This window comes from Hydrogenophaga defluvii, from assembly GCF_042665235.1.
GTDB classification, from domain to species: Bacteria; Pseudomonadota; Gammaproteobacteria; order Burkholderiales; family Burkholderiaceae_C; genus Hydrogenophaga; species Hydrogenophaga defluvii_A.
Genome location: NZ_JBHTBZ010000055.1, coordinates 35,299 through 55,795 on the forward strand (window position 1 = coordinate 35,299; position 20,497 = coordinate 55,795).

Annotated in this window: 17 protein-coding genes; 13 read left to right on the plus strand and 4 right to left on the minus strand. The window is 66.3% G+C overall.

Going from position 1 to position 20,497, the window contains the following annotated elements; translation table 11 throughout:
- Positions 1 to 29: 29 nt before the first annotated feature.
- On the minus strand, positions 30 to 542 hold the full coding sequence (locus ACFQU0_RS16985; RefSeq protein WP_382202850.1) for a chemotaxis protein CheW: 513 nt from the start codon (positions 540 to 542) through the stop codon (positions 30 to 32).
- A 121-nt stretch (positions 543 to 663) separates the two neighbouring features.
- Positions 664 to 2,421: a methyl-accepting chemotaxis protein gene (locus tag ACFQU0_RS16990; RefSeq protein ID WP_382202852.1), complete on the minus strand. Its 1,758-nt coding sequence runs from the start codon at positions 2,419 to 2,421 to the stop codon at positions 664 to 666.
- Positions 2,422 to 2,947: 526 nt separating this feature from the next.
- Here ACFQU0_RS16990 and ACFQU0_RS16995 point away from each other — a divergent pair.
- The 10 genes from ACFQU0_RS16995 to ACFQU0_RS17040 all read left to right on the plus strand — a co-directional run bounded on the left by ACFQU0_RS16995 (position 2,948) and on the right by ACFQU0_RS17040 (position 14,561).
- Positions 2,948 to 4,165 (plus strand): MFS transporter, encoded by a 1,218-nt coding sequence (locus ACFQU0_RS16995; RefSeq protein WP_382202854.1) that lies wholly within the window; start codon positions 2,948 to 2,950, stop codon positions 4,163 to 4,165.
- The gene (locus ACFQU0_RS17000) at positions 4,162 to 4,287 is read left to right on the plus strand and encodes a hypothetical protein (protein WP_382202856.1); all 126 of its coding nucleotides are present in this window, start codon (positions 4,162 to 4,164) and stop codon (positions 4,285 to 4,287) included. The genes ACFQU0_RS16995 and ACFQU0_RS17000 overlap by 4 nt, the downstream gene beginning before the upstream one ends.
- Complete coding sequence (locus tag ACFQU0_RS17005; protein ID WP_382202858.1) at positions 4,287 to 4,871, plus strand: class I SAM-dependent methyltransferase; 585 nt, start codon at positions 4,287 to 4,289, stop codon at positions 4,869 to 4,871. Before ACFQU0_RS17000 ends, ACFQU0_RS17005 begins: the two co-directional genes overlap by 1 nt.
- A gap of 68 nt (positions 4,872 to 4,939) precedes the next feature.
- Positions 4,940 to 5,827 carry a 4-hydroxy-tetrahydrodipicolinate synthase gene (dapA, locus tag ACFQU0_RS17010; RefSeq protein ID WP_382202860.1) on the plus strand — a complete coding sequence of 296 codons (888 nt, stop codon included), beginning with the start codon at positions 4,940 to 4,942 and terminating at the stop codon, positions 5,825 to 5,827.
- 48 nt (positions 5,828 to 5,875) lie between these two features.
- On the plus strand, positions 5,876 to 7,009 hold the full coding sequence (gene bamC / locus ACFQU0_RS17015; RefSeq protein ID WP_382202861.1) for an outer membrane protein assembly factor BamC: 1,134 nt from the start codon (positions 5,876 to 5,878) through the stop codon (positions 7,007 to 7,009).
- A 185-nt stretch (positions 7,010 to 7,194) separates the two neighbouring features.
- A complete protein-coding gene (locus ACFQU0_RS17020; protein ID WP_382202863.1) occupies positions 7,195 to 8,778 on the plus strand; it encodes a methyl-accepting chemotaxis protein in 1,584 nt (527 codons plus the stop codon).
- Positions 8,779 to 8,805: 27 nt separating this feature from the next.
- On the plus strand, positions 8,806 to 9,720 hold the full coding sequence (gene ppk2 / locus ACFQU0_RS17025; RefSeq protein WP_382202865.1) for a polyphosphate kinase 2: 915 nt from the start codon (positions 8,806 to 8,808) through the stop codon (positions 9,718 to 9,720).
- Positions 9,721 to 9,725: 5 nt separating this feature from the next.
- Positions 9,726 to 12,113 carry a putative bifunctional diguanylate cyclase/phosphodiesterase gene (locus ACFQU0_RS17030; protein ID WP_382202867.1) on the plus strand — a complete coding sequence of 796 codons (2,388 nt, stop codon included), beginning with the start codon at positions 9,726 to 9,728 and terminating at the stop codon, positions 12,111 to 12,113.
- Positions 12,110 to 13,006, plus strand: a complete 897-nt coding sequence (locus tag ACFQU0_RS17035; RefSeq protein WP_382202868.1) for a phosphate/phosphite/phosphonate ABC transporter substrate-binding protein — start codon at positions 12,110 to 12,112, stop codon at positions 13,004 to 13,006. The genes ACFQU0_RS17030 and ACFQU0_RS17035 overlap by 4 nt, the downstream gene beginning before the upstream one ends.
- 124 nt (positions 13,007 to 13,130) lie before the next feature.
- A complete protein-coding gene (locus ACFQU0_RS17040; protein WP_382202870.1) occupies positions 13,131 to 14,561 on the plus strand; it encodes a UDP-glucose dehydrogenase family protein in 1,431 nt (476 codons plus the stop codon).
- On the opposite strand, the gene ACFQU0_RS17045 is transcribed toward ACFQU0_RS17040, so the two are convergent.
- Complete coding sequence (locus ACFQU0_RS17045; protein ID WP_382202872.1) at positions 14,515 to 15,768, minus strand: glycosyltransferase family 4 protein; 1,254 nt, start codon at positions 15,766 to 15,768, stop codon at positions 14,515 to 14,517. The genes ACFQU0_RS17040 and ACFQU0_RS17045 overlap by 47 nt on opposite strands.
- A gap of 156 nt (positions 15,769 to 15,924) precedes the next feature.
- Here ACFQU0_RS17045 and ACFQU0_RS17050 point away from each other — a divergent pair, with 156 nt between their 5' ends.
- On the plus strand, positions 15,925 to 16,527 hold the full coding sequence (locus tag ACFQU0_RS17050; RefSeq protein WP_382202874.1) for a hypothetical protein: 603 nt from the start codon (positions 15,925 to 15,927) through the stop codon (positions 16,525 to 16,527).
- On the opposite strand, the gene ACFQU0_RS17055 is transcribed toward ACFQU0_RS17050, so the two are convergent.
- On the minus strand, positions 16,528 to 18,165 hold the full coding sequence (locus ACFQU0_RS17055) for an aminotransferase class III-fold pyridoxal phosphate-dependent enzyme (protein WP_382202875.1): 1,638 nt from the start codon (positions 18,163 to 18,165) through the stop codon (positions 16,528 to 16,530).
- A gap of 59 nt (positions 18,166 to 18,224) precedes the next feature.
- On the opposite strand from ACFQU0_RS17055, the gene asd reads away from it, so the two are divergent.
- Together asd and ACFQU0_RS17065 are read left to right on the plus strand one after the other, a co-directional pair.
- Positions 18,225 to 19,199, plus strand: coding sequence for an archaetidylserine decarboxylase (asd, locus tag ACFQU0_RS17060; RefSeq protein WP_382202877.1), 975 nt, complete (start codon positions 18,225 to 18,227; stop codon positions 19,197 to 19,199).
- A 181-nt stretch (positions 19,200 to 19,380) separates the two neighbouring features.
- A partial coding sequence (locus tag ACFQU0_RS17065; RefSeq protein ID WP_382202878.1) for a methyl-accepting chemotaxis protein occupies positions 19,381 to 20,497 on the plus strand: 1,117 nt, incomplete at its 3' end.

Here is a 20,497-nt window from a genome sequence, read left to right on the forward strand (position 1 = left end):
CGTTTGCGCAGTTATGTGAATCGAAACAATCAGGCGGCAACGGTTTCTTGAACAGCGTCCAGCAACCCAATGTCTTCGCTGGACATGAGCCGCTCGATGTCCACCAGGATCAGCATGCGCGCTTGGTCGCCCTGGGCTTCGGTGGCGATGCCGGTGACGTAGGCCGCGTCCATGCCGCTGGACAACTGGGGCGGCGGTTTGATCTGCTCTCGGGTCAAGGCCACCACATCCGACACCGAATCGACCACGATGCCGATCACCCGTTTGCCGATGTTGAGCACGATGGTGGCGGTGATGTCGTTGTATTCGGGTGTCTGGCCGAACTTGATGCGCAGGTCCACGATGGGCACGATCACACCACGCAGGTTGACCACACCTCTCATGAACTCAGGTGCGTTGGCGATGCGGGTGGGCTCGGTGTAGCCCCGGATTTCTTGCACCGTCAGGATGGGGATGCCGTATTCCTCTTGGCCGAGTCGGAAGCTGAGGTATTCGCCCGCGTGGGCGTCGGGGACGTTCTTGTCGTTTGGCATGGCGTGCATGGCCTCCCTGATTCTTCGTTGTAAAAAACGCCCCCATCACTGGGGGCAAAGCACGGGCGGGTCATCTGTGCGCCCGTGACACTCTCAAATGAACAATGCGGTTGAACGCTCGAACGACTGGTTAAAAGGACGTCCAGTCGCCATCGCCCCCACCCGCCGCGCCTGCGGTGGCCAAAGCCATGGCGGGCAGCTTGGGTTCGGCCGAGCGGGCGGCCACTTTGCGCTGCGCAACGGGTTTGGACACCGGCGCCCGCACCACGGGTGCAACCGGTGCCGCACGGGGTGCTGCTTGCGCCACAGGCGCCACACGCGCCACGCCCCCGGCGGGCAGTTGGAACACCGACACCACCTGCAACAACTGGGCAGCCTGCTGGCGCAAGCCATCGGCCGCCGCCGCGCTTTCTTCCACCAAGGCCGCGTTTTGTTGGGTGGCCTGGTCCATCTGGGTGACGGCTTCACCGATCTGCGACACACCGGCGCTTTGTTCGGCGCTGGCGGCGGTGATTTCGCCCATGATGTCGGTCACACGGCGGATGGCATCGACCACTTCCTGGATGGTGTGACCGGCCTGGTCCACCAGGGTGGTGCCCTGGTCCACCCGCTGGGTGCTGGCGCTGATCAGTTCCTTGATTTCCTTGGCGGCGTTGGCGCTGCGCTGCGCCAGGTTGCGCACCTCGCTGGCCACCACCGCAAAACCCCGGCCCTGTTCACCAGCGCGTGCGGCTTCCACCGCCGCATTGAGCGCCAGGATGTTGGTCTGGAAGGCGATGCCATCGATGACGCCAATGATGTCGGCGATGCGGCGCGACGCCTCGTTGATGCTGCGCATGGTGGCCACCACCTCCTGCACCTCGGCACCACCCTTGACGGCCACACTGCTGGCGCTCACCGCCAGTTGGTTGGCTTGGGATGCGTTGTCGGCGTTCTGCTTGACGGTGGTGCTCAGTTCTTCCATGGACGCGGCTGTTTCTTCCAGCGCGCTGGCCTGCTCTTCGGTGCGGCCCGACAAGTCCTGGTTGCCGGTGGCGATCTGGGCCGAAGCCGAGGCCACCGATTCGGCGTTTTGGCGCACCTGCCCCACCACGCCCGCCAGTTGCTCCCGCATGCGGGCCATGGCCGCCAGAATGCTCTGGTTGTCGCCCGCACGGGTCAGCACGTCCATGGCCAGTTTGCCGTCGGCGATCTGGCTGGCCACGGCCACGGCGTAGTGCGGCTCGCCGCCGAGTTGGCGCGACAACCAGCGGCTGAACAAAGCCGCCGCCACCACCGCCAGCACCACCGCAATGGCCGACGCCACGATCAAGGCGATGCGTGACGAGGCATACACCTGATCGGCGTAGGCGCTGGCGTCCTGCCCGCCTTTGGTGTTGAGGTCCACCAGTTCCAGCAGGCGGTTCGAACCTTCGTCGAACATTTTTTGCGACTCGCCACGCAACAGCGTCCGTGCCTGGTCGTTTCTGTTGGTTCGGGACAGCTCAATCAGACGGCGGTTGACCGCGAGGTAGTTGCTCCAAGCCGTCTCGAAGCGCTGCCAGATGGCACGCTCTGCGTCAGACGAAATCAGCTGGTCGTATTCCTTCGACTTGCGCTCGATGGTGACCAGCAGTGCCTTCATGTCCGCTTCGGCGGCCTGCATGTCGCTGTCATCGGTGGACAACACATGCTGGAATTCGGCGATCCTGAAATCGGAGGTGTGGGTGTTGAGCGCCGAGGTCACGATGGAACTGGGCAACCAGTTGGTGGTGACTTCGGTGGACGCGTGGTTGATCTGCGCCATGCGCAAGATGGCCAACACGGCGGAGCCACACAGCAGCGCGATCACCAAGCCAAAGGCGATGGTCAAACGGGCGGCAACGGAGAGGGGGGTTTTGGTTTGCATATCGGCCTCACTGCTGTTGTTTGTTGGACGGCGTTGGTGCCGATGCGGCCCGATGCTGGCCCTGGTGGTGTGTGCACGCGGCACGCGCCGAAACCCTTGATGACTGATGCAACTTCATTGTTTTCTCCCTTGAATGTTCAACCGACCGCACGAACACATACACCCGGGGCTGCGGCGAGCCCCCGGCGCTGACAAAACGGCATCACCTGGCAGCAGCAGGCCGCGCAGCCCGTGGTGGGCGCGTGCTGGCAACTGAGGCAGGAATAAAGGGGGTGAGGTGCGGCGCGACAAGCGCCACACGGGCTTGTGCGGAAACCGCTGGCGCAGCAGATGCGCCTAAACCGTGAACAGACATGACCTACTCCCTGACATCGCCTTGGTGACGAACTAACTTTTTTTGACACTTTACGCGAGCCACCGCGTGAAAGCAAAAACAATTTCACACATTCCACGAACAACCTGACGCAATGGTCGCCTTCGCAACAATTGTCAAATCCATCCGCGCGGCGTTTGCTACATTTGCCCGATGCAATCCCCTGCCCGCCTTTCCATCGCACAGGTGCTGATCTGTGGCGGTGCCATCGTCACCTTGTCCATGGGCATACGCCACGGTTTTGGCCTGTGGCTGCAGCCCATCACCCAGGCCCACGACTGGACACGCGAAAGTTTTGCGCTGGCCATTGCGGTGCAGAACCTGGCCTGGGGCGTGTTCGGCATCTTTGCCGGCATGTTGGCCGACCGTTTTGGCGGCGCGCGCGTGCTCATGGGCGGTGCGCTGCTGTACGCCGCCGGTCTGGCCGGCATGGCCCTGACCACCACCTCCCTGGGTTTTGCGCTGACCGCCGGTGTGCTGATTGGCATGGCGCAGGCCGGCACCACCTACGCGGTGGTGTATGGCGTGATCGGCCGCCAGATTCCGGCCGACAAACGCTCGTGGGCCATGGGCATGGCAGCGGCCGCGGGCTCGTTCGGACAGTTTCTGATGGTGCCGGTGGAGGGGCTGCTGATCGACAGGCTGGGCTGGCAAGACGCGTTGCTGGCGCTGGGCGTGGCGGTGTTGCTGATCGCGCCGTTGGCCCTGGGCCTGAGAGAACCGGGCTTTGCGGGTGGCGCACCGGCCAAACGGGAACAGAGCATTGCCCACGCACTGCGCGAGGCCTTCCGCTACCGCAGCTTCCAGTTGCTGATGGCGGGCTACTTTGTGTGCGGTTTCCAGGTGGTGTTCATTGGCGTGCACATGCCCAGCTACTTGAAGGACCACGGCCTGTCGCCCCAGGTGGCGAGTTATGCGCTGGCCATCATCGGGCTGTTCAACGTGGTGGGCACCTACGCGGTGGGCGTGCTCGGCCAGCGCCTGTCGCGCCCCAAGATCCTGTCCTTCATCTATTTCGCGCGTTCGGTGGCCATCACCGTGTTCCTGCTGGCGCCGCTGACACCGGCCAGCGTTTACGTGTTCTCGGCGGTCATTGGTCTGCTGTGGTTGTCCACCGTGCCACCCACCAACGCGGTGCTGGCGCAAATCTTCGGTGTGGCCCACCTGTCCATGCTCAGCGGTTTTGTGTTCTTCAGCCACCAGATCGGCAGCTTCATGGGCGTGTGGCTGGGCGGCCTGCTGTACGACCGCACGGGCAGCTACGACATCGTGTGGCTGATCGCCATCGCGCTGGGCGTGTTTGCTGGCCTGGTCAACCTGCCGGTGCGTGAAACACCCATCCAGCGCGCCCCCAGCGGAGCCGCCGCATGAGCACACCACGCCGTCTGACGCTGGCCGCACTGGCCGCCGCCGCGCTGCTGGCGGTGTTCGCGCTCTACACCCGGCCCGACTTTCTGTTGAAACTGGCCGATCAGGTCTGGGCCTGTTTCTGATGATGGCCACGCTGCCCCATGGCGCAGAAGCGCCCTCTGAATGGATCACCCGCTGGGCCCACCTGCTGCCGCCCAGCGCACGCGTGCTGGACGTGGCGTGTGGCGCCGGCCGCCACACGCGCTGGCTGGCGAACCAGGGCCACCGACTCACCGCCGTGGACCGCAACCCCGAAGCGCTCGCCGGTCTGGCGCGTGTGGCGCGCGTGCTGTGCGCGGACATCGAAAACGGCCCCTGGCCGCTGAACGCCGAGCGTTTTGACGCCGTGGTGGTGACCAACTACCTGTGGCGCCCGCTGTGGCCCACCTTGCTGGACAGCCTGGCCCCCGGTGGCGTGCTGCTGGTTGAGACCTTTGCCCATGGCAATGCCAGCGTGGGCAAGCCCTCACGGCCCGACTTTCTGCTGCAACCCGGCGAGCTGCTGCAACACTGCCACGGCCTGCGTGTGGTGGGTTTTGAAGACGGCTTCTGTGAGGCGCCAGCACGCTACGTGCAGCGCATCTGCGCGGTCCGCGAGGCCATGCCGGCAGCCGACCCGCCCGCCCGCTACCGCCTGCCCAGCAAGGGACAGATGCCGCCCCAGTGAGCCCCCGGGCTCTGGGTAGAATGTGGCGATTGCGCCACCGGCGCGGCTCACTGACACGGATTCGAGCTATGACCCCCATCACTGGCAGCATCGTTGCCCTCGTTACCCCCTTTCACCCGGACGGCAGCGTCGACTACCCCGCCCTGCGCAAGCTGATCGACTGGCACATCGCCGAAGGCACCGATTGCATCGGCGTCGTGGGCACCACCGGCGAATCGCCCACGGTCAATGTGGACGAGCACTGCGAAATCATCCGCGTGTCGGTGGAGCAGGCCAAAGGCCGCGTGCCCATCATGGCCGGCTGCGGTGCCAACTCCACCGCCGAGGCCATCGAACTGGCCCGCTTCGCCAAAAAGGTCGGTGCCGACTGCCAACTGCAAGTGGTGCCGTACTACAACCGGCCCACACAGGAAGGCCAGTACCAGCACTTCCGATCAATAGCCGAAGCCGTGGGCGACCTGCCCATGGTGCTCTACAACGTGCCCGGCCGCAGCGTGGCCGACATGTTCCACGACACCGTGTTGCGCCTGGCCCAGGTGCCCGGCATCGTCGGCATCAAGGAAGCCACCGGCAACATCGAGCGGGCGCAGTGGCTGATCAAGGAAACGCCGGCGGACTTCGCCGTCTACTCCGGCGACGACGCCACCGCCGTGGCGCTGATGTTGTGTGGTGGCCAGGGCAACGTGAGCGTGACCGCCAACGTGGCGCCGCGTCTGATGCACGAGCTGTGTGTGGCCGCCATCGCGGGCGACCGCGCCCGCGCCATGCAGATCCAGCTGCAGCTGCTGCCGGTGCACAAGCACCTCTTCGTCGAAGCCAACCCCATCCCGGTCAAGTGGGCCGTGGAGCGTATGGGGCTGTGTGGCGGCACCATGCGCCTGCCCATGACGCCACTGTCTGCCAGCGCGCAACCGGTGGTCGAGCAGGCCCTGCGCGACGCCGGCCTGCTGGCCTGAGCGTTGCCCGGCGCCCCCTTTTTGTTTCCAGTCTTTTTTGGGTACACCATGCCTGCACGACGCACCGCCTCATCCTTCCGTCCTCACCACAGCACCCGCCTGGGTGTGCTGGCACTGGCCGCATCGCTGGCCACCGGCTGCAGCGTGCTGGAGACCGACAAGATCGACTACAAAAGCGCCAAACGTGCCAGCACCCTGGAAGTGCCGCCCGACCTGACCCAGATCAACCGCGAGTCGCGTTATGTGGTGCCTGGCACCAGCGTCACCGCCAGCGGCTTCCAGACCACGCAGACCACGGCGGCAGCTGCGGCCGGCACTGCGGTGGCAGCCGCCTCGTTGGGTGACGTTCGCATCGAGCGTTCGGGCTCTCAGCGTTGGCTGGTCATCAAACGGCCTGCCGACCAGCTGTGGCAACCGGTGGTGGACTTCTGGCAGGAGAACGGCTTTTTGCTGACCCAAGACCAGCAGGCCCTGGGCATCATGGAAACCGACTGGGCAGAGAACCGCGCCAAACTGCCACAAGACGTGATCCGCAGCACCTTGGGCAAGGTGTTTGACTCGCTCTACTCCACCGGCGAGCGCGACCGTTTCCGCACCCGGCTCGAGCGCACCGCCGATGGTGGCACCGAGATCTACATCAGCCACCGCGGCATGATCGAGGTGTACGCGAACGACCGCAAAGACCAGACCGTGTGGCAGCCGCGCCCGGCCGACCCGGAACTGGAAACCGAATTCCTGCGCCGGCTGATGGTCAAGCTGGGCGTGCCACAAGAACAGGCCAAGGCTCAGGCCGCCAGCACGACCGTGCCGAGCGCCGCCCGTGCCACCTCGCTCAACGGCGCGCCGGCGCTGGAGTTCGACGACAACTTCGACCGCGCCTGGCGGCGCGTGGGCCTGTCGCTCGACCGCACGGGCTTCACCGTGGAAGACCGCGACCGCGCCCAAGGCCTGTACTTTGTGCGCTATGTGGCACCCGACCCCAACACGTCGAAAGAACCCAGCTTCCTGGGCCGCCTGTTCGGCGCAGGCAAGCCCGCCGACGCCACCCCGGTGCGCTACCGCATCCTGGTGCGCAGCGTCGGCGACAAAACCACCGTGTCCGTGCTGGACGCGCAAGGCCAGCCCGACAAATCGGCCAACGCCCAGCGCATCACCCAGGTGCTGGTGGACGACCTGAAGTGACACCCCACTGAGCCTGTGTGATCGATACAAGGGCCACCTTCGGGTGGCCCTTGGCACGTCTGGGGCGCCCGTGCCGCAGCAGAGGCATTCGCGTGCCGTGCAACCCCCTGCAAGACGCCGGGTTGTCACGAAATTGAAACGCCGCTGCCGCATTCTCTGCAGCGTCGCATCAACACGTTTCCCCCATGCATTGGTTGCTCTCGCTGCGCATAGGCACGCGCCTCGCGCTCGCTTTTGGCGCCCTCCTCCTCTTGCTGGCCGCCCTGGCGGGCAGCGCCCTGATAGGCACCCAGCGCCTGGCCACCAGCGGTGAGGTGTTGTACACCCAACGCACCTTGCCACTGGTCGAGCTGGCCCGGGTCGATGCCCTGCTCGGACAGAGCCGCAGCTCCGTGATGGAGATGCTGATCGACCCCGGCACCGCCAACATCGAACGCCGCAGTGCCGAACTGCGCCGCCAGGTGGTGCAGGCGCGCAGCGCATGGGCCGCCTACCGCAAAGCCAACCAGGCACCCCCCCAGGCCATCCTGGACTTGGCCGTGGACTTCGAGCCCCTGCTCACCGCCTACCTGGATCAGGGCCTGGCGCCCGCAGCACAGGCCGCTTCCGAAGGCCGCTACGACGACACCGTGGCGCAGTACAGCGACCACATCGCCCCCCTGGCCCCCCGGGTGGCACAGGCCATGGCCGCGCTCACCGACGCCGAGGTGGCGCTGGCCCAGGCCGAGTTCGCCCGGGTGCAGCAGGTGGCCCACTACACGCGCTGGCTGATGTGGGGCGGCACATTGCTGGCCTTGCTGCTCGGCGCCTGGCTGGCCTGGGCCATCACGCGCTCTGTCACCGGGCCGCTGCGGCAGGCGGTGGCTGCGGCGGCGGCCATTGCCCAAGGTGACCTGCGACCTCCGCTGGCCCCCCAGGGACGCGACGAGTGTGCCGAGCTGCTGCACGGCCTGCGCGGCATGTGCCAACAGCTCAGCCATGTGGTCGAACAGGTGCGCCTGGGCAGCCAGGGGGTGGCCCACGGTGCCGACGACGTGACTTCGGGCACGGGCGACCTGTCTGGTCGCACCGAACAACAGGCCGCCAGCTTGGAAGAAACCAGCGCGGCCATGGAAGAACTCACCCGCATGGCCGACCACGGCCGGCACACCGCCCAACAGGCCAGCACGCTGGCGCGCTCGGCCAGCCAGACCGCCAGCGCGGGTGGCGCCGCCGTGGCCCAGGTGGTGGCCACCATGGCGGGCATACACGACAGCTCGCGCCGCATCGGCGACATCATCGGCGTCATCGACGGCATCGCCTTCCAGACCAACATCCTGGCGCTCAATGCCGCCGTAGAAGCCGCGCGGGCCGGCGAGCAGGGTCGGGGTTTTGCGGTGGTGGCCGGCGAGGTGCGCAGCCTGGCACAGCGCAGCGCCCAAGCCGCGCGCGAAATCAAGGCCCTGATCGGCGACAGCCTGAGCCAGGTGAGCGCCGGTGCCTCGCAAGTGCGCGAGGCCGGCGAGCGTGTGGGCGGCCTGGTGGCCGAGGTCGATGAAGTGCGCAGCCTCATCGACGTGCTGCACAACGCCAGCCAGCAGCAGAACAGCACCGTGCAACAGATTGCCCAGACCGTGGGCCTGATCGACCAGAACACCCAATCCAACGCGGCCCTGGCCGAACAAAGTGCCGCCGCCGCCGACAGCCTGCGCCAACAGGCGCAGCGCCTGATGGGACTGGTGGCCACTTTCCGCACCCACAACCCGCCCCTGGCCCTGGGCCGGGACTGACCGCCCGATCACACGAGCCCCTGAACCATGACCGACCACGAAGACCTGGTGCGCCGCATCGAACGCGACCTGATGGACAGCTACGACGAAGAACTGGAACTCGAAATCGAGGACCGCCACCCGGACATGGCCACCCACGCGCTGGGCGCGGGCGACACCGAGGCCGACAAATCGCAACGCATCGCGTATTTCCGCGAACTGTTCCGCCTGCAGGCCGAGCTGGTGAAACTGCAAGACTGGGTGGCGGCCAGCAAACAAAAGGTGGTCATCCTGTTCGAGGGCCGCGACGCGGCCGGCAAGGGTGGCGTCATCAAACGCATCACCCAGCGCCTGAACCCGCGTGTGTGCCGCGTGGTGGCCCTGCCCGCCCCCAACGACCGCGAGCGCACCCAGTGGTACTTCCAGCGCTACGCCACCCACCTGCCTGCGGCGGGCGAGATGGTGCTGTTCGACCGCAGCTGGTACAACCGCGCCGGCGTCGAACGGGTGATGGGTTTTTGCAGCGACGACGAGTACGAGGAGTTTTTCCGCTCGGTGCCCGAGTTCGAGCGCATGCTGGTGCGCTCGGGCATCAAGGTGCTGAAGTACTGGTTCTCCATCACCGACGAAGAGCAGCACCTGCGCTTTCTGGGCCGCATCCACGACCCGCTCAAGCAGTGGAAACTCAGCCCCATGGACTTGGAAAGCCGCCGCCGCTGGGAGGACTACACGCGCGCCAAGGAAACCATGCTGGAGCGCACCCACATCCCCGAAGCGCCGTGGTGGGTGGTGCCGGCCGACGACAAGAAGAAGGCCCGGCTGAACTGCATCCACCACCTGCTGTCGCAGTTCGAGTACGCGGAGATCCAGCGCCCCGAGGTGCAACTGCCGGCCCGCGTGCGCAACCCCGACTACCTGCGTCACCCGGTGCCTGCCGACATCATCGTGCCTGCGGTGTACTGAGTCCGGTGTCCGCATTGGTTCAAGGCGTTGGCCCCACGCCCACCCGCCTGCCCACCCCCATCCAGCCCACCACATCGCTGCCGGCGCTGGCCCGCCGGATCTCGCTGACCTGGGTCAGCCTGACCCTGGCCAGCGCCGCCTTGATCGTCATCTGGGCCGCCACCTGGCAGCGCACCGCGTCCGAACAGCGCCTGATCGAGTCGAACGCGCTGGCACAACAGCGCAGTGTGGCCATCATCCTGTCGGAAAACCTCACGCAGGTGGTGGACCGGGGCCGCCTGCTCGCGCTGTCCGCCGACGACTGGTTCGAAGGCCGACGCAGTACCACCGTTGCGCGTGTGAACCTGCAGTTGGCCACCGACCAGGTGTTTCTGCGCGCTGCGCTGTACAACCCCGCGCTGGCGTTGCAGTTCCAGTCCGCACCCACGCCAGTGGACGCGCGGCTGGAAGCCGCGGTGCGTGAAGCCGCCTTGCGACTGAAGGCGGCCGCCGAACCGTCGCTGGAAATCGTCGCTGCGCCGCCCGGCGCAACCGAGAGCTGGTCGTTGCCGCTGCTGTATGCCGTGATGGACCGCCACGCCCAAGTGCGGGGCTACCTGTTGTTGCACATGGACCTGGGCTACCTGCTGCAGTTGTACCGTGACGTGGAGCTCGGCCACACCGGCTCCATCAAATTGCTGGCGCCCGATCACACGCTGCTTGCCGAGGTGCGCGCCGAAGGCCTGTCGCTCCCCGTCCAGCCCCAACGTATCCAAGGGCTGGACGGCACCCTTGCCACCGAGGGCCACCGCACCATCGACATCGACGGCCGTGGCGATGTGCAACTGCTGGCGTTCCGGCGCGCGGAACGCACGCCCTTCTGGGTGGCAGTCGGTCGCAGCGCCGACGAAATCCTGGCGGGGCATGAACGCTTCAACCTGCGGGTGTGGGCCACCCTGGGGCTGCTCTCGGCGGTGTTGCTTGCCGCCGCATCGCTGCTGCTGCGCAGCCTGCGCCGCCAGCAGGCGCTGATCGATGCGCTGCGCCGCTCTGACCAGGAGAAACAAAGCCTCATCCTGCAACTGGAGGACGAAAAATCGCGTGCGCTGGCGCTGGCCTCGCTCGACCACCTCACCGGGCTGAACAACCGCCGCATGTTCAACCAACTGGCCGGCAGCCACCTGGCGGCCGCACGGCGCAGCCCCAAACACTACGCCCTGCTCTACCTCGACCTGGACCGCTTCAAACTCATCAACGACAGCCTGGGTCACCACGTGGGCGACCTGCTGTTGCAAGCGGTGGGCCAGCGGCTGCGCACCCACGTGCGCAGCGGCGACATCCTGGGCCGCATGGGTGGCGACGAGTTCGCCCTGCTGGTCACCGGTGTCGATCAGGCGGCCGATGTGGGCCTGATCGCGGCCAAACTGGTGACCGAACTCAGCCAGCCCTACATCGATCTGGCGGGCCACGACCTGCACGTCACGCCCAGCGTGGGCATCGCCTTCTTTCCGCGCGATGGCCACGACATCACCGTGTTGTGCCGCAGTGCAGACACCGCCATGTACCAGTCCAAACGGGCCGGGCGGGGCCGCTACACCTTCTACGACGCGGCACTCAACCCGGCGGGCCCCAAACGCTATGCGCTGGAGCGCCAATTGCCACGCGCCATCCAGGACGGCGAGCTGGTGCTGCACTTCCAGCCCAAAGTCCAGCTCAGCGACATGCGCATCGTCGGCATGGAGGCCTTGGTCCGCTGGCAACACCCCGAATTCGGTCTGGTGTTTCCAGGCGACTTCATCCCCATCGCCGAACAGGCCAGCCTGATCGGCGCGCTGGGCGACTGGGTCATGCAAGCCTGTTGTGCGCAGCAGGCCGCCTGGCGGGCCGCCGGCTTGGCCCCGGTGCCGCTGGCCTTCAACGTGTCGCCCCAACAACTGCGCGACCCTTCGTTGCCCAGCCGCCTGGGCGCGCTGCTGCGACAACACGGGCTGTCTGCCACCGACATCGAAATCGAGATCACCGAAAGCTGCCTGGTGGAGCCGGTGGAGGTGGCGGTGAAGGCGCTGAGCGAACTCGAACGCATGGGTGTTCACATCGCGCTGGACGACTTCGGCAGCGGCTTTTCCAGCCTGGGCCAGATCCGCCAATTGCCCATCCACAAACTCAAGATCGACCGCTCCTTCGTCAACGACCTGCGCAGCAACAGCGACGTGGGGGTCATCGTCACCTCCATCATCACCCTGGCGCACAACCTGAGCATGCGTGTGGTGGCCGAAGGGGTGGAACTGATGGACCAACTGGTCTACCTCAAAACCGCCGCCTGCGACGAAGTGCAGGGCTACTTCCTGAGCCGGCCGGTCGCCGCCGAGGACGCGGCGAAGTTGACGCAACACACCCACCTCAGACCACCATGAACCGACACCGATTCCACCTGCCCGTGGCCTGGACCCTGGCTCTGGCAGCCTGGCTCTGGCCCCTGTTCGGACATGCACAGCCAGCCTGCGATGACCCCCACCCGCTGCGCATGGCACTCATCCCCAAGTCCCAGGCGCAACAACAGCGCTCGCAGCTCGCGCCGCTGTTGCGGGTACTGGAGCGCAGCACCCAGCGGCGCGTCGAGCTGAGCCTGCCCAGTTCCTACGCCGCGGTCATCGAAGGTTTGTTGGCCGGCACCGTCGATGTGGCCGAGCTGGGTCCCGCCTCCTACGCCATGCTGATGGCACGGGCCGAAGACGTGCAGGTGTTTGCCGCGCTGGCGGCCCGCGATGGCACCCCACCCGACCAACCCGGCCGCTACCACGCGTTGCTCCTGACCAACCGGGACGCCGGCCTGGACAGCGTGGCTCAATTGCAGGGCAAGCGGGTGAGCCTCACCGACCCCGCCAGCACGTCGGGCGCCCTGCTCCCCCGCGCCGGCATGCGCCAGCTCACCGGACGCACGCTGGAACAACACTTCGCCCGGGTGAGCTACGCCGGCTCACACGACCGCGCGCTGCAGGCCTTGCGCCGTGGCCTGGTGGACGCGGCGTTTGTGTCCAGCACACGGCTCAACGAAGCGCTGCAGCAAGGCCGCCTGAAAGCCGGCGACGTGGTCGAACTCTGGCGCTCGCCACCCGTGCCCACCGATCCGTTTGTGGTGCGCAAACGCCTGTGTGCCCCGCTGCAGGCCCAGATCCGTGAGGCGTTTCTTGGCCACCAGGCCGAACTGGCCCCGATGTTCCAGCAACTCGGCAGCGGCGCGTTTGTGGCGGCAAACGATGCGGACTACCGCGACGTGCGCGACCTGCTGCAACAGGCCCGGCCCTGATGCGCTGATCCCACCTGGGCGCGCGTGGACACACAGGGCGTGTTTTCACGCCACTGTCACCGCATCGCCACAGCCGCTTCACCACCGCCTCGCAGCATGGGCCTGAACAAGCGGAGAACAAGCCATGAAAATTGCGGTGGTGGGTGCGGGGTATGTGGGACTGGTGACGGCAGCCTGTCTGGCCGAACTGGGCAACGACGTCATGTGCATCGACAAGGACCACGGCCGTGTGGCCCTGCTGCAGGCCGGCGGCGTGCCCATCTACGAACCCGGTCTGGACGACTGGGTGCAGCGCAACCAGCACGCGGGCCGGCTGCGTTTTGGCACCGCCATGGCCCCTGCGGTGACACACGCGGAGCTGGTTTTTATTGCCGTGGGCACGCCGCCACAGGAAGACGGCTCGGCCGACCTGCAACACGTGCTGGCCGTGGCCCAGCAAATTGGCCAACACCTCAATGGCTTCAAGGTGGTGGTGAACAAATCGACCGTGCCGGTGGGAACGGCCCGGCAGGTGGAGCGGGTGCTGCATGAGGCCCAGCAAACACGCGGCACGTGCGTGCACGAAGTGGCCGTGGTCTCCAACCCCGAGTTCCTGAAGGAAGGCGCGGCCATCCGCGACTTCATGCACCCGGACCGCATTGTCATTGGCCTGCCCGATGGGGCCACAGGCGACCGCGCTCGCACGCTGCTGGCCCGTCTGTACGCGCCGTTCAACCGCCACCACGAACGCACCGTGTGGATGGATGTGGCCAGCGCCGAGCTGACCAAGTACGCATCCAACGCCATGCTGGCCATGCGCATCTCCTTCATGAACGAGGTCGCCCTGTTGGCCGACGCCGTGGGCGCCGACATCGACGCGGTACGCCGTGGTGTGGGGGCCGACAGCCGCATTGGCCCCAGTTTTTTGTACGCGGGCACGGGCTACGGCGGCAGCTGTTTCCCCAAGGACACACGCGCACTGGCGCACAGCGCGGCCGGCCATGGGTTGCGCATGCGGCTGGTGGAGGCCACCGAGGCCGTCAACGCCGCGCAGAAACAGGTGCTGGTGCAGCAGGTGTGCAGGCGATTTGGCGGTGATCTGCGGGGTCTGCGCTTCGGTATCTGGGGCCTGGCCTTCAAGCCCAACACCAACGACATGCGCGAAGCCCCCAGCCGCACCGTCATCGCTGAGTTGCTGGCGCGCGGCGCCGAACTGCAGGTGCACGACCCGGTGGCCACCAGTGAAGCCCGGCGTGCGCTGTCGCAGGACCTCGGCCGACCGGTGGCCGAGATCGATCCACTGCGGTTTGTCGATGAACCGCTGGACGCCTTGCTGGCGGTGGACGCGCTGCTGGTGCTGACCGAGTGGAAGTGTTTCCACCACCCCGACTTCGCGGCGATGGCACAGCGCATGCGCGCGCCCATCATCTTTGACGGCCGCAACCTGTACGACCCGGCACAGCTGCAGGCGCTGGGTTTTGTGTACCAGGGCATCGGCAGGCGCAACCAGGCCGCCAGCCGGGCGCTTGTCAGGCCCCAGGCTGAGGCCCACCGCCGCGCTGCCCACCCGGGTTGAACTGCGCGGGCTCACCGCCGCGCTGCCTCAACAGCTGCTCCCAGACGGCCTCAACCTGGCCGACGATCTGGGACCAGTCCTGCGCCAGCGTGGTGCTGCGGGCGCGCTCGCGCAGGTGCTGCGCCAACATCGGGTTGGCCGCGAGATCGGCGGCACGGCGCACAAAAGCAGCGGCATCGCCAAAAGGCGCCAGCAAGCCGTTGTCGCCGTGGCGCACCAGCTCGGCGGCGGCCGCGTAGTCAAAAGCCAGCAGCGCCAGACCGCTGGCCAGCGCCTCCGGTGTCACATTGCCGTAGGTTTCCGTAAGGCTGGTGAACACAAACAGGTCGGCGCTGGCGTAGTGCTGGGCCAAGCTGTCGCCGTGCAGCGCCCCCACCAACAGTGCGTCGGGGCAGGCCTGCTGCAAGGCCGCCCGTTCGGGGCCATCGCCCACCACCACGAGCTTGAGCACGGGACACACCTGGCGCATGGCCCGCCAGCTGCTGACCAGCAGATCGAGGTTTTTTTCAGGCGCGAGCCGCCCCACCGACAGCACCACCGGCTGATCGGGTGCAACCCCCCACTGCGCGCGCAAAGCGGCGCTGCGCCGGGCCGGGCTGAAGCGCTCGGTGTCCACCCCACGCGCCACCACCAGCAGGCGCTCAAATCCCATGGCGCCCAGCTCCCGCTGCAACTCGGGCGTGGGCACCATGGTGCAGTGGGCCAGGTTGTGAAATTTGCGCAGGTAGGCGGCGATGGGCTGGCGCAACCAGCCCACGCCGTAGTGCCGGCTGTAGGCGTGGAAGTTGGTGCGGAAATCGGTGCTCACCGGCAGGCGCAGTTTGCGCGCGGCCTGCAGCGCCGACCAGCCCAGCGGGCCTTCGGTGGCGACATGCACGAGGTCGGGCCGGCGCTGGCTCCAGTGCGACAGCAGCACGCGCTTCATGGGCAGGCCCAGGCGCAACTGGGGATAACGTGGGATGGGCAAGCCCCGCCCCAGCAACTCGTCCGAGGCCCCGTTGCCAGTGGCACCGTCACCGGCCGGCTGGCGGGGGCGCACCAGCTGGATGGCGTGGTTGCGGGCCTGCAGGCGCAAGACCAGCTGCTGCACCGTCAGGGCCACACCGTTGACTTCGGGTGGGTAGGTTTCGGTCACCACCGCCACCCGAAGCGAAGGGCGCGGCAAGGGCAGTTGTTCGAGCAGGAGGGCGTGGGTGCTGGGGTCCATGCCCAGCATGCTGGCCGGGCCGCATGACAGCCTGATGGCAGGTGACGCATCGGTGGCAGCACCATGAAAGCCTGCGCCCTGTCACCGCGTTTTCACGCGGCGCAGCCAACATGCGCCGCAGGGCAACCTTGGCCCACATCTCTGCACAGGAAACGCATGAACACCTTCATCCAGACCCTTGAGGCACAGCGTTGGGACGACCACCGCTACTACCACCACAGCCGCATCAACCAAAGCCTGCACCTGCTCAGCGCCACGGGCTTCCTGGTGGCCTACGCGCTCCTCTTCAAAGACCCGGCGCTGGCCGCGCTGGTGGCTTGGTTGGTGTCCATGGTCAGCCGCCAGGCCGGGCATTTCTTTTTCGAACCCAAGGGCTACGACCACATCAACCAGGCCACCCACGAACACAAGGAGGCCATCAAGGTGGGCTACAACCTGCAGCGCAAGAGGGTGCTGATGGCCATCTGGGCGGCATCGCCGCTGCTGCTGGTGTGGCAACCCGGCCTGTTGGGGCTGCTGGAGCCGCACCAGACGTGGCAAGCGCTGGCGCGCAACGTGGGCTGGATGTGGCTGTGGGTGGGCGTGGGCGGGTTGTTGTTCCGCGTGGTGCAGCTGTGGGCACAGCAAGACCTCATGACCGGCCTGGTGTGGGCCACCAAAATCCTCACCGATCCGTTTCACGACATCAAGCTCTACCACCGCGCGCCGATACACCTGCTGCGCGGGGAGCTGATGGACCCGGGCCCCCACCAAAGCTGATCAGCGTGCCCGCCACATCTCCCTCAGGATCTGGCGGCCAATGTCCCTGCCCGTCTTGCCCTCGGGCACGCTCCACCAGCCATCCGCTCTCATTTGCTGGCAGGCCAGCACAAACCGGCGCTGGATGTCGGCCATGTCGCCGTCGGTGTGCGCCAGGGTGAACACCAGGCGCCCGGTGCCCACCCAGCTCAGTGCCAGGCCTTGTTCGCGCAGGTAGAACTGCAGCATCCAGTGGTAGCGCGAAGGCGCGGTGAAGTTCACCGTCCAGATGCTGGACAAACCGGCCACGCGCACGGGCACATCGGCCAGCTGCAGGCCATGGTTGAACTGGTCGAGGCGGCGCTGCCAACGTTCATCCAGGCCGTCGTACAAGGCACGCACTTCGTCGCTGTCGAGCCGGCGCAGAAACGCGTTCATGGCGCCCATCACGTAGGGGTGGGCGTTGAAGGTGCCACGTGCGAAGCAGATGTCGGCCGGACGCTCGGGGCGGAAACGCTGCATCCACGCCGCCCGCCCACACACCACGCCCACAGGCAGGCCGCCGCCCAGCGTCTTGCCGTAGGTGACGAAATCGGCTTGCACGCCGTAATAAGCCTGGGCACCGCCTCGGGCCAACCGAAAACCCACGAACACCTCGTCGAAGATGAGCGCAATGCCACGTTCGGTGCAGACGGCGCGCAGGCGCTGCAACCACTGCGCGTAGGCCTCGCGTGTGGCCGGCAAGCTGGTGCGTCCGCCCACCAGCGAGGCGTCGCCGGGCGCGTTGTGGTTGGGGTGCAAGGCTTGCAGCGGGTTGACCAGCACACAGGCGATGTCGCGCCGGCTGCGCAGCACCTGCAGGCTGCGTTCGTCCATGTCCTTCAAGGTGAAGGTGTGGCCGGGGGGCATGGGGTTGCCGGGGCCGGGCTGAACGTCGTCCCACCAGCCGTGGTACGCGCCACAAAACCGCACCAGGCGCTTGCGGCCTGTGTGGTAGCGGGCCAGGCGCACGGCCTGCATCACCGCTTCGGTGCCCGACATGTGAAAGCTCACCGCGTCCATGCCAGAAAGCGCCTTGAGCCGCGCCACGTTGTCGGCCACACAGGGGTGGTAGCCACCCAGCACCGGCCCCAGTGCGGCGCCCAAAGCCGCGCCTTCGGCCATGGTGGCCTTGTAAAAATCCACGCCCAACAGGTTCACGCCGTAGGCGCCGGTGAGGTCGTGGAAACGGTTGCCGTCGAGGTCGCTCAAGCCCACACCGGACGCCTGAGCCCAGAAGGCGGGCAAGGGGAGGTGCTGCCGCACCAGATCGCTGAACTGAAAAGGCACGCGGTAGCGGCCGGTGAACTGCAGGTCGGGCAAGCCTTCGCGTGCTTGGGCGGTGAGCGCCAGGCCAAGCGGCGCCATCGCCTGCAAGGTGGCGCTGAGCCGGAAAAACCCCGCGCGGCGCTGCGCCGCCACGCGGGCCGGCGCACCGTCGGCGTCGAAAAAACGCGCCTCGGCAAAGCTGTAGCCGGGCACCCAGCGCGCGAGCCGCTTGGCCAGGCGCGCATGCCCGGCCAGCGAGCGGTGTTTGGCGCGCGAAAGTTGCACCCGCTGGTGCACAAAAGGCAGCGCGGCGGCCAGGGCGGCGGCGGACAAAACCCATTCGGTGGTCATCTGACACATGCCTGCAAAGTGAAGGTGTGACAGTTGTAGGCAACGGCTTTGACAGAACCATGAACAAACCCACCTGGCGCGAAAAAATCCTGCTGCAGGAAGACCTCAACTTCCTGCTCACCAACCGGGTGCCGCGCATCGCGCTGACACGTTTCATGGGCTGGTTCAGCCGCATTCAAAGCCCCAGGCTCACGCGCCTGTCCATCGCCGTCTGGCGTCTGTTCACCCCGCTGGACCTGAGCGACGCGCGCCAGCAGCGGTTTGACAGCCTGCACGCGTGCTTCACGCGCGAGCTCAAGCCAGGCGCCCGCGCCTTTGATCAGCGGCGCGACGTGATCTGCTCGCCCAGCGATGCCATCGTGGGCGCCTGTGGCGTGGTGGACGGCACCGACATCTTGCAGGCCAAGGGCTTCCCCTACCCGGTGCGCGAGCTGCTGCAAAGCGAGGCGCTGGCACACACCATGCAAGGTGGCCGCTACGTGACGTTGCGCCTTACCTCGGCCATGTACCACCGCTTCCACGCGCCCCACGACCTGGTGGTGGACCGCGTGACCTACCTCAGCGGCGACACCTGGAACGTCAACCCCATTGCCCTCAAGCGGGTGCAAAAACTGTTCTGCAAAAACGAGCGCGCCGTCATCGAAACACGCTTAAGTGCCTTCGGTGGCGCCCCTCTGGTGCTGGTGCCAGTTGCCGCCATCCTGGTGGCCAGCATCCGCCTGCATTGCCTGGACGTGTTGTTGCACCTGCGCTGGCCTGGCCCCAGCGTGATGACCTGCAGCGCGCCACACGCCAAAGGGCAGGAAATGGGCTGGTTCGAACACGGCTCGACCATCATCGTTTTTGTGCCCTCCGGCTTCGATCTGGTCACGGGACTGGCGCCTGGGGCACGGCTGCGGGCGGGCGAGGCACTGTTTGAACGTGACACGTCGCCGCCATGCAACCCAGCCAGGGAGCCTATCGCGCGTTCTGCCCATTTTTTGAGCACCGTCCGCCAAGCCAGAAACGGCGCGGCCCCGCCGACTTGTTCATGAGGTTTTCCACAAGCTTGAGCACGGTGGGTGGGGACAAACCCTGAACTGTTGTGCCGGGACACCAACCCAGTGGCCGGGTGGGTTTCAGCTTGACGCGTTTTGAAAACTTTTTTCAAATTTCAGTGGTCGGACACGCATCTTTGTGAAAACATGTGAGCTCCATCCGCATCCCACGACGACCATGAATTTGTCTCAGTTCCGCATTGCCACCAAACTGGTGGCGGGTTTCATCATCGTGGCGCTGATTGGCGCAGCGCTCGGCCTGTACGCCATCGGCAACATGAACGCGCTCAACGACGCCGACACACGGCTGTATGAGAAAGAAACGCTCGGCATATCACTGGTGAAAGAGGCCAACATCCAGCGCTATGCCGGCGTGGTGGGCTTGCGCGATGCGCTGATTGCCACCAACCCGGGTGACCGCGATGGGGCCGTGAAACGCATGGAGGCCGCCCGTGCCAAAAGCCTGGAGCTTTTGGCACAAGCCAAAACCACCTTAAACGAGCCAACCGAGTTGGCCGCGCTGGCCAAGGTGGAGGCGGCCTGGAAGGCAGACCAAGAGGCGCTCAGCGGCATGCTCAAGCTGCTGCCGCAGTCCGAGATGCAGCCCGACACACCGGTGCTCCAGTACCTGCGCAACAACGTGGTGCAACCCAGCATTGCGCTGGGTGGCGCCATGACCGAACTGGGCAAGATGCTGGAAGACGATGCCAAAGAGGTGTCGGACGCGAACACGGCCTTGTATGAAAACAGCCGCAACATCACCCTGCTCTTGATTGTGGTGGGCGTGGTGGTGGGTGTGGGTCTGGGTTTGGTGATCAGCCGCAGCGTGACCGGGCCGGTGCACCAGGCCGTGGAAAGTGCGACCCGCATGAGCCAGGGGGACATGTCGGTGCCCATGACGGCACACGGGCAGGACGAGGTGGCCCAGTTGCTGCGGGCGCTGGAGAACATGCGCGGCCAGTTCGGCCAAATCGTCAACCGCATCCGTCAGGGCTCGGAAAGTGTGTCCACCGCCAGCAGCGAAATCGCCGAAGGCAACCAGGATTTGTCGAGCCGCACCGAAAGCCAGGCCAGCGCGCTGGAGGAAACCGCCGCGTCGATGGAGGAACTCAGCTCCACCGTGCGCCAGAACGCCGACAACGCCCGCCAGGCCAACCAGCTGGCTCAAAGCGCCTCCACCGTAGCGGTGCAAGGTGGCCAGGTGGTCAGCCAAGTGGTGGACACCATGAAGGGCATCAACGACAGCTCGCGCAAGATCGCCGACATCATCAGCGTCATCGATGGCATCGCCTTCC